The organism is Martelella sp. HB161492, assembly GCF_013184775.1.
Taxonomy (GTDB): Bacteria; Pseudomonadota; Alphaproteobacteria; order Rhizobiales; family Rhizobiaceae; genus Martelella.
The window spans coordinates 81,785-97,044 of the sequence record NZ_JAATVV010000006.1; the positions used below are offsets into that span (position 1 = coordinate 81,785).

General features: G+C 61.3%; 3 protein-coding genes. 2 read left to right on the forward strand and 1 reads right to left on the reverse strand.

The genetic code is table 11. The features are described from left to right. The first annotated feature begins 350 nt into the window (after nucleotides 1–350). Both HCK86_RS11455 and HCK86_RS11460 read left to right on the forward strand, forming a co-directional pair. Nucleotides 351–12,797 (forward strand): autotransporter-associated beta strand repeat-containing protein, encoded by a 12,447-nt coding sequence (locus tag HCK86_RS11455; protein ID WP_176084612.1) that lies wholly within the window; start codon nucleotides 351–353, stop codon nucleotides 12,795–12,797. Between the two features lie 346 nt (nucleotides 12,798–13,143). Further along, nucleotides 13,144–14,205, forward strand: a complete 1,062-nt coding sequence (locus tag HCK86_RS11460; RefSeq protein ID WP_176084824.1) for a dienelactone hydrolase family protein — start codon at nucleotides 13,144–13,146, stop codon at nucleotides 14,203–14,205. A gap of 113 nt (nucleotides 14,206–14,318) precedes the next feature. Here the strand turns inward: HCK86_RS11460 and HCK86_RS11465 are convergent, their stop codons facing one another. Beyond that, entirely contained in the window at nucleotides 14,319–15,254 is a 936-nt protein-coding gene (locus HCK86_RS11465) for a DmsC/YnfH family molybdoenzyme membrane anchor subunit (RefSeq protein WP_176084613.1), read from the reverse strand. Nucleotides 15,255–15,260 lie beyond the last annotated feature (6 nt).

A 15,260-nucleotide genomic window follows, 5' to 3' on the forward strand; every position in this document is an offset into this window, starting at 1 on the left:
ATTAAGAATATTTAATTTTATTTTATAGAATTTAGTGGCAAATATGCATCGTATTACTGAAGTTGTACTGAGTTGCAGAGGCTATTCTTTCTTCAAAGAACGTTGCCACGACTGGGCGAACCCGGCGGCAGCGTACCGCGAGCCGGCGGCGAAAAGCGGACGGAGGCCGGACGGCGCGACAATAACACGTCAGGATATCGAGATGTTTACTGTCTATTTTTCCACTGGTAAACTTAAAAAGCCGTGACAATACGTGTAAATATTACAGACATGAAATAGAACTTGAGATTAGGCGTGTATAGTTATAATGAATAATGAAATTATATTCGAGATTCATCATTGGTGGCAGGATGATTTCTATAGATATCAAGCGCCGTGGCGGCGCCGAGACTGATCTTCGCAATCACCCCAACGCGCGACGAACCCTGTCGCGATTGCTCTCAGGCACGGCCTGTGCAAGCGCGCTGTTGCTGGGCATGAATGGCCTTGGAAACGGCCCGGCCCGTGCCCAGGATCTCTACTGGAATGCCGGCGCGACGACGTCCGGTGTCCTCGCGGGCGGTGACGGCACCTGGACGACAACCGGGGCGGAGTGGACAACCGCGCCCTCCTATCTCCTGCCCAATATCGGCTGGACCAATGGCGATACCGCGTATTTTTCCGGCAGCGGGGGGACGGTGACGGTCGACAGTTCGGCCGCGGCAATCACTGTCGGCGGCCTGTCTGTCGACGGTACGGTGACGTATGACATCATTGCGGATCCGGGCGCCGCGACCAATGCCGCGACGACGCTGACATTTGTCAGCGGCGGTGGCGGTCCGGTCGGGATCGACGTCGCCAATGGCGCGGTGCTGAATATTTCCGCCAATCTCGGTGATGGCGGTGCGGGGCTGGGCTTCAATCTGACCGGTGGCGGAGAACTGGTGCTCGGCGGCCATAACACGCTGTCGGGCGACAGCACCGTCAGCAGCGGAACATTGCAGCTTGACAGCGACGATGCCTTGAGCGCTTCGACCAAGCTGACGATGATGGACGGCACGATCATCAAATTTGGCAATGCCAATGCACTTGCGGCAGAGCTTGTCATCGACAGCGGCGATGTCACCTTGGAAGGAAAGACGCCGGCCGCTTCGTCGATCAAACTCAGCAGTGGCCTTTCCGGTTCAGGCAATCTGCTGGTGACGGTGGGCGGCAACGGGTCTGGCCCAAATGCGGGCTGGGTCGACATTGGTCCGTTCACGCTCACGGGCGATCTCACGCTCGACAAAAATACGTCTACGGGCTACGGCAGTGTCGTCCGTCTGAACGAGCTTGGCGGCGGCATGTCCAACAATGTCATTCTCAAAAACAATTCCGTGCTGGTGATCAACCAGACCGGCAACACAGTCACGTCATTCAAGGGCGTATTGACGGATGACGGCAGCAGCAACAGCTTCGAGATCTGGAGCGACGTCAGTTTTCTGGGAACAGGCAGCGGCTTTTCCGGCGACACGCATGTCAATCCCAGCATAACGCTGACCATGGGCGCTTCGACCTTGCTCGGCGGTACGGCGTCAGTCCAGGGTATGCTGGCAATGGGGTCGTCAAGTGCATTTGCGGGCTCGGTGACCATTGCCTCGTCCGGCACGGTCATGGGCGATCCGGGCAATAGTGTCGCCGATCTCGGGACGGCGGCAGGATCCGAGCTTCATCTGCAGGCGGGCGGTTCACTCGGCATCAAGGCTGGCGCCACAGGCAATGCAACGGCGCCGTTGCGCTCCGTCGGTCTGACGATCGAATCCGGCGCCGCCATCACCCTTGACAGCGGCGCGACCACGCTTGACGAGGGCCTCACCTACAAGCTTCTCCACTATACCGGAGCACTGACCGGTGACGAGAACGACTTCACGGTCTTCACCCTGACCAATGCCGTTTATGGCGTCACCGCCAGGGCGCAGATCGACAATGCGGCCCAGGTGGTCGAGGCCGTTACCTATTCCGTGCTCGACAAGCAATACTGGAATGCAACGGGCAGCGGCGCGCTTGCGGGCGGTGATGGCACCTGGTCGACCGGCATTTCTGCCTGGTCGGCAGATGAGACCGGCGTTGGCGCGCTCGCCAGCTGGAGCAATTCGAATGGTTACGCCTATTTTGAGGGCACAACCGCCGGCACGGTGACACTCGACAGCGCCGCAGCGGTCGCGCTCACCGGCGCCAGTTTCTCGCTCGGCTACACGATTGCCGACGACGGCACGGGAAACAGCACGCTTTCCCTCGAGACCGCGCCGAATGGTCCGGCGGCAATCCAGGGAACCACGCCCTTTGACGTGGCGGCCGGAACGACCGCGACAATCGGCGCGATCCTGGCGAACGGGACGACATCGACATCGATCTCGAAAACCGGCCAGGGCACGCTGGCGCTTTCGGCAACCAACACGTTCTCAGGATCGATCAACATTGTCGAGGGCACGCTGTCCATCGCGGCCGAGGCAAACCTCGGATCGATTGTCGGATACGCGGAACGTCATATCAACCTGATTGGGGGCACACTGGAAGCCACGACGCAGCTCACGCTCGAATCTACCGATTTTGAACTGTTCATTACCGATGGCATGCTGGCTGGTGACGACCTCACTGGCGGGTTGACCGTTAAAGCGGCGCTAAACAGTGGCACAACCGCCACGGCGATGCTGTCGACCAGCGGCTATGTCATATTGGCAGCACCACAAACGCTCAATTTCACGCCGTTCGATTTCACGGTCGTTTCCGGCACCTTGCAACTGGGTGATGGAAATTACGCAACCACAATCTACGGCGCTGACTATACGGTTCAGTCTGGCGCCAGACTTCTTTCGGTCAACGCAACGAACAGCAACCATGCCACCGAACTGAACGGCAAGCTGGTCAGCACGGATTCAACGGCAACCTTTGAAGTCACCTCAAACCCGATCATCTATCAGGCCGATGGCAGCACCTTCACAGGCCAGACCAAAATCCATAGCGGTGGAACGCTCAATGTCTCGGGCGGCAGCCTCGCAGGCTCGGTGCTGGTCGACAGTCAGGGTACGCTGGAAGGCAGTGTAGCTTACGGTACAGTGTCAGTCGGCGCCGATATGACGTTCAACAGCGGCGCGACGCTTTACGTGACACTCAACACGAGTGCCAACGCTGCTGCGATCTTCGCGACTGGCGCGCTGACGCTGAATGGCGGTGTGATCAAGGTCGCCAGCGGCGGCAATGCACTTACGGCAGGCCAATATACGTTGATCCAGTATAGCGGCGCGCTGACCGGTGATGCCAGCAGTCTTTCTATCGATTCGAGTATTGTTCTCGGCGCCGGTCTGCATGCGACAATCGCAGAGAACGCCGCGACCGGTGAGATATACCTCAATGTCCTCACGGCGGTGGCGCAGCAATACTGGAATGGCGCCGCTGGCGGAACGGGTGCGATTGTTGGCGGCTCCGGCATCTGGGACAGAACGACAAGCGACTGGTCTCCGGATTCGTCCGGCAACACGCTTGAGCCCTGGGCGAATGCGGGAACAGTGGCGATCTTCAGTCAGAATGCCGGTACGGTAACGGTCGACAGCACCAGCGGCCCGGTCAGCTTCGCCGGCATGACCTTCCGTGATCATGATTATGCAATCGTTGCCAGCGGCGCGAACGACGCGCTCAGCCTTGCGGGCAGCACGGTCGTCTTCGATGTCGCCGCCGGTCTGACTGCCGTGGTCGATGTGCCCTTGAAGGGAGCGACCGCCAGTATTTCCAAGACCGGCGACGGCAAGCTTCAGCTCGGTGGTACCAACACCTTCAAGGGCGTGACGATTTCCGCCGGCACACTTGCGATTTCGAGCGACGACAATCTTGGCGATACGAGCGGCAGCGTGACACTCGATGGTGGCACGCTTTCGGTCGTTGCCTCTCAGACAGTGGTCACTGCGCGCGACATCAAGCTCACGGCATCGAACGGCACACTCAATGCAGATAGCGGCGCGACGCTGGAAATTGACGGCACCATTTCTGACGCAGTCACGGCTACGCCTGGTTCACTGACGGTAACCGGCGCCGGCGTGGTCAAGGTGACGAGTAACACAAGCAGCTATACCGGCACGACCACGATCGATGGCGGTGGCACGCTGCGTCTTGCCGCTTCCGGCAGCAATGCCAGCCTGCCAGGCAGCATCACGATCAATACGGGCACCCTGGCGATCGACCAGCTCGCCACGGGCTTCACCATGACATTCGCACTCACCGGCGGTGCGGACGCGAATCTTTCCATAGAGGGGGGCCGCACCTATATCAGCCAGGATTACAGCAGTTTCACAGGTACCACGACCGTTTCAGGCCATTTGCTGCTCCTCAATCCCGGCGCCAAGCTTGGCGGTTCGGTGACTGTCGCCGGTGATCTGGCGGGGCCTGCATCCGGGGTGGCCTATCTGACGGGAAGCGTGACAATTCAGAGCGGCGGCGAAATCAGCTCGAGCAACCCGGCGACGATCAATGTCGCCGATACGCTGACTCTGCAAGCCGGCTCGTACATCAACGTCAACATCCCCGCTGCCAACGATCCCGCACAAATCGCCACCGATACGCTCGTGCTGCAAGGTAGCACGCTTTATGTAAACCCCAACGGTTTGGCCGCCGGGACTTACCACCTGATCAGCTACACGGACGGCAAGCTGACAGGCGGATCATCCGATATCTCCACCTCTCAAATTCACGTCGCCAATGGCCTGACGCCCTCGATCGTCGTCAATGCCGGCTATATCGATCTGGTTGTCGCCGCATCCCCGACCGTGGCAACGCTGTACTGGAACGCCAACGGAACCGTCAGTGGCGGGACCGGCGGTGGCGGTTCGGATCTCTGGACGGCCAGCGCCACGACGCAGGACTGGGCGGATTCCGCAGCAACACCCTATGCCTGGTCGAGCAATGACATTGCGATTTTTGACGGCACGGCAGGTACCGTCTCGGTCGATTCCACTGCGGGCGACGTCGAGGTTGCCGGCATGCATTTCAGGGTCGACGGCTATATCATTGCCGACAATGGCAATGCGGGCAATGTCCTGACACTTGAGCCGACTGGCGGCGGTTCCTCTCAGATCGAGGTCGTCAATGCCGGTCAGACGGCGACAATTGATGTGCAGCTTTCCGGCGCGACGGGCTTGAGCAAGATCGGCGCAGGAAAACTGGTGCTCGGCAGCACCGCCAATGATTATACCGGCGGCACGTTTGTTACGGCCGGCATCGTCTCGGTATCGGGCGATGGCAATCTTGGCGCTGCGGCAACCGCGGTCACGCTGGACGGCGGAACGCTTGAAGCCACCAACACCATCACCATTGCCCGACCGCTGCATCTGGGTGCCGGTTCGGGGACGATCGACGTCGATCCGACCTTTACCCTGACGCTTTCAGACCTTGTCGATGACGCTGTTGCCCATACTGCGGGTGCTCTGGTGAAGGTCGATGGCGGCACGCTTGTGCTTGCCAATGCATCCAACAGCTATAGCGGCGGCACGACCGTCAGCGGGGGCACGGTTTCGGTCGGCGCCGACACGAGCCTCGGCGAGACCAGCGGCGGCATCACCCTCGACGGCGGCGCGCTTGCCGCATCGGCGAGTTTTTCGACGGGGCGCGATTTCACCTTCGGCGCCGGCGGTGCGACGATCGAGGTGACTGCAGCTATCTCCACGCTGACGGCCACCGGCAACTGGAGCGGCGCCGGCCCGCTGACAAAGACAGGCTCTGGTGTGCTCTATCTTTCCGGCACGGGCTTTTCCTATGGCGGCGCGACCACGGTCAGTGCCGGCATATTGCAGCTTGCCGGCACAGTCACGGCAAGCGACATCACCGTCGCCAATGGCGCGATCTTGGCAAGCTCCGGCACCAATGCAACGATCAATTCAACTGTCACGATCGCTGACGGCGGCCAGCTGAACGCCGATTCCACCGCCGTGCTTGATATCGACACACTGGTCCTGACCGCAGGTGCGCCCGGCTCGACCCTGAACCTCGATGTCGCCACCGCCAACGCCGCTTCGCTGCTGACGGTCAACAACCTCACGCTTTACGGCACAGTCAAAGTCAGCCCCGCGTCATCGCTCGCAGCTGGCCAGTACAACCTGATCTCCTATACGACGCTTGATAACGGCAGCTATTTGAGCCTGAATCTGCTCGCGATACCCACCCTCGACTCGGGTCTCTCGGCAAGCCTGGGGCAGTCCGGTAACCAGATCTATCTCGATGTCATCAGGGTTGCCACCACGCTCTACTGGAATGGCACAACCGAGACCGGAACGATCATCAATGGCGGTTCCGGCACGTGGGAAACGGGTGGGGGCAGCAACTGGATGGATTCAGCCGCCAACACGCCGGCCGCATGGGTCGATGGCGATGTTGCGATCTTCTCCGTTTCTCCGACAGCCATGGCGACTGTCAGCGTCTCCGGCACGGTCGTGGTCAGTGGTCTCGAATTCGATGTCGACGGCTATACGCTGACCGGCATGTCAGGCGACAAGCTGACACTGCTGTCGCTGGGCACCACAGGTTCGGTTCAGTTCAACAACAATTTCCTCAGCGCCAATGCGACGACGATCGACGTGCAGCTGGATGGCAATTCAGACATCGCCTTCACCGGATCCAGCGATTTTGTGCTCGGCAATGCCGGCAACAGTTTTGTCGGCGATGTAACTGTCAGCGGACTGGTGACATTGCATATCAGTGCAGACGGCAATCTGGGTGCTACCGGAAACAGCGTGACGCTTGACGGCACGGGATTGCTGTTCGACGGGCTGACATCTTTCACCCACGATATCCGTCTGACGGCCAGCGGAGGCGAGCTCGGCACTGAAATTGCCACAGCCGATGTCACGGTCAGCAGCATGATTACCGGAAGCGGCAGCCTGACAGTCGACAGCGCCGGCGGCGCCATCGCGCTCAGCGGCGACAACAGCTATGGCGGCGGAACGCTGCTCAAGGAAGGCACGCTCGCCATCTCGGATGACACGAACCTCGGTGATCCCTCCGGCGGCATCACGATCTATCAGAGTGGCAATACCGTGTTGCATATCACCGGCGCGGTCACCAGTGCGCGCGGCGTGACGCTGGCAGGAGCGGATGCGATCATCGAGGTGGATGCGAACCAGACATTTGCGCTCAGCGGGATGGTTTCGGAAATCTCGGCCACGGGCAGTCTGACAAAGACCGGCGGTGGCATTTTCGTTCTGTCGAATACAGGCAACAGCTATAGCGGCGGCACCACGATAGAGGACGGGCAGCTTTCGATCGCGAGCGACGGGGTGCTGGGTGCAAACAATGGCTCTGTCACCCTTGCCGGTGGCGCGCTTGCCGTGACCGGTACAGTGTCGAGCGCGCGCAGCTTTGCCGTCAACGCTACGGGCAGCCAGATTGCGCTTGTCTCAGCGTCAGACAAGCTCACCCTTTCCGGCACTATCACCGGCAGCAATGATCTGGACCTGACCGGTGCGGGTACGCTTCAGATCACAGCGGACAATTCGGCAAGCTATACCGGCAAGATCAGCGTCGCGGCTGGCCTGCTGCGATTCGGAGACGGCACCAATGACGGCGATGTCGGCGGAGCGATCGATGTGAGCGGCAGCGCGACCGTCAATTTCAACAACAAGGCCGCCCTGACCTTCGCTCAGACAATCTCAGGCGACGGTCAGCTGACCAAGTCCAATACCGGCACCCTGATCCTGTCTGCGGCCAATAGCTATTCCGGCACGCTTTCGATCAATGCCGGCGATTTCCAGCTGAGCGGCAACTGGGCCGGCGACGTCAATGTCAATAACGGTGCCAGTTTCATCAGCAAGACAAGCGGCGGCATAGCATCGGGGACGATAACGATCGCCGATGGCGCGACGCTTGCCGCCGATCACTCGGCCGTGCTGACCGTCGATACGCTGGTCCTGACACCGGGTACGACCGGTTCGGTGTTTTCGGCCAATGTCTCCGGCCCGGCGGCCGCCGCCGTGGTCGTGGCCAGCACCGTCACGCTCGAAGGTGAGGTTGTGGTGAAGACCGGGCCAACGGGCACCGGCACCCTCGGCGCGGGCAGCTATAATCTCCTGACCTATACCACGCTTGCCGCTGGGTCGTACGACATGATGACCTATGGTACCATCAATCATTCCGCCGCCCTGACGCCGACTTTGGCGGTTACCACGTCGGGCTCCACCAGCACGCTTGTGCTGGAGCTGGCGGTTTCGACTACGCTCCTGACCTGGAACGGCTCGACCGTCACCGGCACTGCGATCGATGGCGGCACGGGCACATGGTCGAATGACGCAGCGAAGACCAACTGGATGGCGACCAGCCCGACCAATACGGCTGTCGCATGGTCGAACGGCGAAACGGCGGTGTTCTCGGCAACGCCGGGGGGGGATCCGGCGCCGACGGTCTCGATCGACAATTCGTCCGGCGCCGTCACCGCGGCCGGCCTGCAATTTGCAATCGGCGGCTACACGCTCAAGGGCAGCACCCCGTCCGACACGCTGACGCTTGTCGGGGCAAGCGGCTTTGTTGCCGAAGTCACGGACACATCCTTTACCGCAACCCTTGATGTTGTGCTCGACGGTACATCCAACTTCAAGAAAACCGGGCCGGGAAGGCTGGTTCTCAGCGGCTCGAACCTGTTCACCGGTACGGTTTCCATCGCCGCCGGCACGCTTTCGGTGAGCGCCGACGACAATTTCGGCAATCTCGCCAACGCGATCAATCTCGGCGCGGCAACGCTAGATATCACATCCAGCTTCATGTCGGCACGCAATATCAAACTTGCCGATGCCAGCGCCACGATCAGCATTGCCAATAGCTCCGACACACTGACGGCAAACGGGGTCTTCTCCGGTTCCGGCGATCTCAACCTGACCGGCGCCGGCAGGCTGGTGCTGACGAACAACGCCAATAGCTATACCGGCGACACGATCGTCAGCGGCGGCGCCGTGCTCGCGATCGCCGATGACGCCGTGCTGGGTGCAACCGCGCACCTGACCCTCGACAATGCGACGCTGGAGGTGAATTCGGCGGGCGCGATCAGCCGCGACACAACGCTGGGCGCCGGCAATGGCAAGATTGAAACCGCGCTATCCGGCGGTACGATTACCCTTAACGGGGCGATCCACGGTTCAGGCGCACTGACGCTCGAAAGCACCGGCCTGACCTTCATGCTGACCAATACCAACACATATACCGGCGGCACCATCGTCAATGCCGGTACCGTCGTTTCGATCGCGCAAGATGAAAATCTCGGCAATGCGAGCGGCGCATTGTCTCTTTATGATCAGGCGACGCTTGTCACCACCGGATCGTTCAATGCGACGCGCGCCATCATCCTTGGTGGCACGGATGCGACGATCAGCGTCGCGGCGTCGACCAGCGTCCTGTTGGGCGGAACCATCAGCGGCTCGTCCCTGCTGCACAAGACTGGCGATGGCACGCTGACCCTGTCTTCGGCATCGAACAGCTATGCCGGCGGCACCAGGATCGAGGGCGGTATTCTCGCCGTCGGAGCGGACGCCAGTCTCGGCGCACCCTCCGGCAAGGTCAGCCTGTCCGGCGGCGTGCTGCAGACAACGGCAAGCTTCAGCAGCAGTCGCGATGTCGACATCGACAGCACGGGCGGCAGCATCTCTGTAAATACCGGCACGACCTTGGCGTTGGCTGGCCTTCTTACCGATAGCACGGCGACAGCCGGCGTGCTGACAAAGAGCGGCGACGGCACATTGCTGATTTCCGGCTCCTCAAACACATTCTCCGGTGCAACCACCATTGCAGCCGGCATGCTGAAGCTGAGCGGCACGCTCGCCGGCGACATCAGCGTGCGTTCCGGCGCCACATTGCAAAACGGAACGACGGGTGGCAGTGCCGGCGGCACGGTCTCGGTGGCAGATGGCGGCACGCTTTCCGCCAGCTACGCCGCGCCGATGACATTCGGCAATCTGGTCTTGAGCGCCAGGACTGGATCAACGCCGGGATCGACCTATATCGCAGAGCTGAACACCACCAGCGATCCTGCGCCGGTGACCACCACGGATCTCTCGCTATACGGCACAATCGAGCCGACGAGCATGCAGACGCTCGACGCCGGAAACTATAAGCTGATCGCCTATACGAACCTCACTGCTGGCGCGCTCAGCGATGTTCTGCTCGCTTCCCTGGCACCGCTGGCCTCCGGCACGGTCGCCCAACTCAGTCTTGTCGGCTCCGACCTTGTGCTGCAGGTGGTCACCAGCACCGACATGCTCTACTGGAACGGCACGCAGACGGCTGGCACGGGCATTGTCGGCGGCGACGGCGTCTGGACCGGTGACGCCCGCACCAACTGGACCGACAGTGCCGGTGCGTCCAATCTCGCCTGGAGCGATGGCGCGACGGCAATCTTCTCGACAATGCCGTCCACCACACCATCACCGGTGATCACGGTCGACAGCACCTATGCCATCCTTGTCGGCGGCTTCAAATTCGCCGTTGACGGCTATGCCGTGACGGGCAATACGAGCAGTGACAAACTGACACTTTCCGCTCCGGCGGGGTCTTCCTTCGTGACCGTGGAAGTGACCCAGGCAACCGACACGGCAACGCTCGATATCACCCTTTCGGGTACATCGGGCCTTGCCAAATCCGGGGCGGGAACGCTGGTTCTGTCCGCCGCCAATTCCTATAGCGGCGGAACGCAGATCTCGGCCGGCACGCTTTCCATTTCCAGCGATTCCAATCTCGGCGCATCGGCTGGCGGCATCAGCATCTCGAGCGCTACGCTTCAGATTTCCGGGACGTTTGCAACCACACGCGGCGTGACGCTCGGCACGCTTGGCGGTACGATCGCCGTGGTCGGCGATACCGACACGGTGACGATGAAAGGACAGATCGCCGGCAGCGGGGCGCTCACCAAAACCGGCCTCGGCACGCTGGTGGTGACGGCCGACAACAGCTATAGCGGTGGCACAACGGTTTCGAGCGGCACGCTGCAGATCGGCGATGGCAGCACAGCTGGCTCCGTTTCCGGTGCGATCGTCCTTGAAAGCGACGGCACGCTTTCGCTGATGCGTTCCGACAGCTTCGATTTTGACAACGGGCTTTCCGGCACTGGCCGTCTGGCCCAGGCCGGCAGCGGCACGACCCGGATGACGGCTGATAATACCGGCTTTTCCGGCACCAGCCGGGTTCTGGCCGGCAGTCTTGAAATCGCCGCGAACGCTGCACTTGGCGGCAATATCTACGCCGTCGGTGGCCTGCTGCAGGGCTATGGCATACTCGGCAATGTCGGCGTTCTGTCCGGCGGCTCGATCACGGCCGGCACGACATCGGATATGGCGACTCTGTCGATGGCCAGTCTGAGCTTCTCCGACGGGGCGAGCTACGTCGTCAACCTCGACAGCTCCGGCAGTTCCGATCTGCTGTCGGCCAGCGGCGCCGTGACGATTTCGGGCGGTAGCGTCGTCATGAGCGCAACCGGAAGCACATTTACCAACGGCCAGCAGTTTACCATCATCAGCACCACGGATGCAGTGACAACAGAAGACGGCAATAATGACGGCAATGCCGGTTTCGACGCGGTCACGTCAGATCTTGCCTATCTTCAGGCAACGCTCGACTACACCGCGACCAGCGTCATCCTGACGCTGAACCTGCAGGAAGACACGGGCTTCGACCTTCCCGGCATGTCGCCCAATAATCGCGCAACCGCCAGGGGGATCTACAGCCTGGGAGAGGATAATCCGCTCTATCAGATCGTCCAGTCGCTCCCGGCGGACGAGGTCGATGACGCACTGGCACAGCTTTCGGGCGATACCTACACGTCGATCGGCAATGCCATGATCGCCAACAGCTATTATGTGCGCGATGCGATCAGCAAGCGGGTTCGCAACGCTTTCGGCGGCATTACCACCGGCGAGGACGCCACCACCGTGAGCAATTATGCTGCAGCGCCCGAAGTCGCCGCCCCCTTCAGCCAGTTTGGCGAGGAAAACAGCGGCATTGCCGTCTGGCTTGACGGCTATGGCTCCTGGTCGGATATGAAGGGCAGCAACGGTGCAGCAAGCATGACAAGCTCTGTTGGCGGTTTCTTCATCGGTTCTGATTTCGCCGCCTTCGACAGGATGCGCTTCGGCGCGCTGGCTGGTTATGGCAGTGCGAATTTCAGTGTCGATGACCGCAATGCCTCCGGCGGCAGCGATGACTTCACCCTCGGTGCCTATGGCGGTGGTGAGTGGGGTGCGATCGGAGTCGACTTCGGCATGGCCTATACATGGCACGATGTCTCCGCCAAGCGGCATGTCAGTTTCACCGGCCTGTCGGAGGATCTGGCGGGCAGCTATCGTGCTGGCACGTTCCAGATTTACGGCGATGTCGGCTATTCAATCGCGATCAGTGATGCCTATCGGATCGAGCCCTTCGTCAATGCGGCCTATGTCTATCAGCAGACGGATGGCTTCACCGAGACCGGCGGCATTGCCGCGCTGTCGCATCGTGGCACGGATGATCAGACCGGTTTCACGACGCTCGGCATCCGCACGGCCCATGCCGTCGCGTTGGGGGCAAAGGCGGTTGAACTGACTGGCGAACTGGGATGGCGGCATGCCTATGGTGACATCAATGCAGCCAAGGAGGTCTATTTCTCGGGCGGCGATGTGTTCAGCATCTACGGCACGCCACTGGCAAAGGACCAAGCCGTTGTCAGCCTCGGCATTGCCTCCGAACTAAAAGATAATCTCAGCATCGGGCTGAATTATACCGGCCTGTTCGGCGGGGGCTATCAGAGTCAGAATGTCGGGGCGAAGCTCAATCTGCGCTTCTGAGTTGATGCGGGGCCGGGTTGCAAATCGCGGCGGCTGACCGGCATTTCGGTCAGCCATGCCGCCAATGGCTTTGGGTTGACGCCGTTTCTGCGGCAGGCTCATGGCGGATATCGGCATGATCGCGGGTCCCGGCGGGTTTGCGATGGCGCGCCGCCGCCGGGCCACGGGGGCGTCACGACAGATCGGCTGCGCCCTTCAGCTATCCAAAGGCCGCGAAATCCCTCGTCCTCCTTATCATGTAATACGACCTGAATCGCGATTTGAGACGTTCAGGATCGCGTTCCGGGGCGCGCGCCGGTCAGCGTCGGGCAACTTCTTGGTCACTCCACAGCCAAGAGGAACTGCCATGACACCGAGAACGAAAACCGCAGCGATCCTTCTCGCCGCGATCAGTTTGATTCTGACCGGGCTTCACGCTGCCTCCGCCAGCGATTTGGCCGGCATGCGGCAGATCACGGCCTTTTCGAAAGAACGCGACAGCGATCTCGCCGTGACCGTCTGGTATCCGGCGGATCCGGGCGGCACGCCCGTCACACCGGGTGAAAATGCATTTTTCATGGGCACAGATGCCATGCTCGATGCTCCGGTCTCCCCCGGAAAATATCCACTGATCCTGCTATCGCATGGTGCCGGGCTGGGCGGAACCCCGCAAGCCATGAGCTGGATTGCCACGCCATTGGCGCAGCACGGCTTTATCGTGGCTGCCCCCACTCATCCCGGAAACACCGGAGCGAACAGATCAGCAGCAGAAACGATGAAACTCTGGCTGCGGCCTGCAGATATCAGTGCCACGCTGGATGCCCTGAAGCAATCGGCGCTTTTCGCCCGCCACCTCGACCCCGGGAAGGTCGGCGCTCTCGGCCTGTCGATGGGCGGCAGCACAGTTCTGGAACTGGCCGGCGCGCGCATCGATCCAGCCCGACTGGCTGGTTATTGTGACACCGACGCACGCAATCCTTCCCTTTGTGAATGGGTCAGGCTGAGCGGCCTTGATCTTCACGCCATGGACATGCATCTGGCGGGCCGCAGCAACCGCGACGGGCGGATCAAATTCGCGATGGCGATTGATCCAGTGCCGGTGGATGTGTTTCAGATGGACAGCTTTTCAACGATCACAATCCCCGTCGACATCGTGAACCTCGGCAAACCAGCGACAATTCCCCGGACCGCGCTGGCCTCCGGCATCGCCAAAGCCATACCGGACGCCACCTATGCAACGATAGAGGATGCGACCCACTACAGCATGTTTGGTGTGTGCAAACCGGATGCGGCAGAACGCGCGGCTGCCGAAGAAATCGACGAGCCCATCTGCTCGGACGGCGGGGCGCTGTCGCGCGTCGACATCCATCGCCAGCTCACAGCAATGGCCCGCACGGCATTTGATCGGGCGCTGAAGCCCGGGCCGTGATGGACTGGCAGGAAGAACGGAGGCAGTCGCGCGCAAGGTCATCGGGCAATGGCCGGCCGGCCGCGCGGGGCGGCCGGTACCAGGCCGCCGCCTCTCAAGCCGCGGCAGGAGCGTCAGAAGCCGTAATAGAGCGTCACTGTGTGCCTTGCCTCGGCGAAGAACAGCCAGCGTTCAACCAGCATGCCGGCAAGCTGAAGGGGAACGGCAGCGACTGCAAAAGTCATCGCCGGCAGTCCGGGCAGCAACAGTGACAGGAGAAGCAGAACCGCAGGCACGGCGAAAGCCAGAAGCTGGGCGATCCAACGCAGCCTGACGGAATGCTTGCGGGCGACGCGGTAGCCCATTTCCTTCAGCAGATAGTTCTCTTCGCTGTGCGGCGCCTGCACCTGACGGATATTTCCCGCGCCAAGGCCGAGCGCCTGGCTGGCGGTGGGGCGCCCCCTGCCGCTGTCGCGGTAAGCCCAGAAGCCGCGCTTGATCCCCCATCCCGCAAGCGCCAGGATCACCGCCAGCACGGTGACCAGCCGGCTTTGCGGGCCGAAGACATAAAGCAGCGCATTCAGGAGCGTCACCCCGGTCATCGCCGCAAAGACGAGATAGGAGGGCATGGTCCAGGGGCCATGCCATTCGGCGATCGGCTTGAGCGAGCCATAGATCATGGCCGTCATGCATACCGTGACGACGGCGCCAAGGGCCGCCAGCCCGCCTGCAAGCGCGGTCAACCCGCCGTCTTGTTGTAAAATGACCCAGCAGAAGGCCAGTGCAAGAGCCGGGACATAGGTGACAACCGAGGAAACCCCTTCGCGCGAGAGCCAGGAGGATCGCCACTGGCTGAAGGCACGCCAGGCCCGTTCGGGATGGCCAAGATGGGCGCTTGAGGACAAGAGCCCCGCGGAAATCAGGCCGAGCGAGAGGCCGAAACCGAAAAAGCCGAGCCAGGGGTCCGGCGGCAACAGGCCGAAGGCCGCAGCAAGGCCAAGCGCGAACAGCAGGCCGTAGCCCGCACCCGATGCGGTGGTGAAGAAGATGACGGAAAAGGCGGGATGCATTGGCGT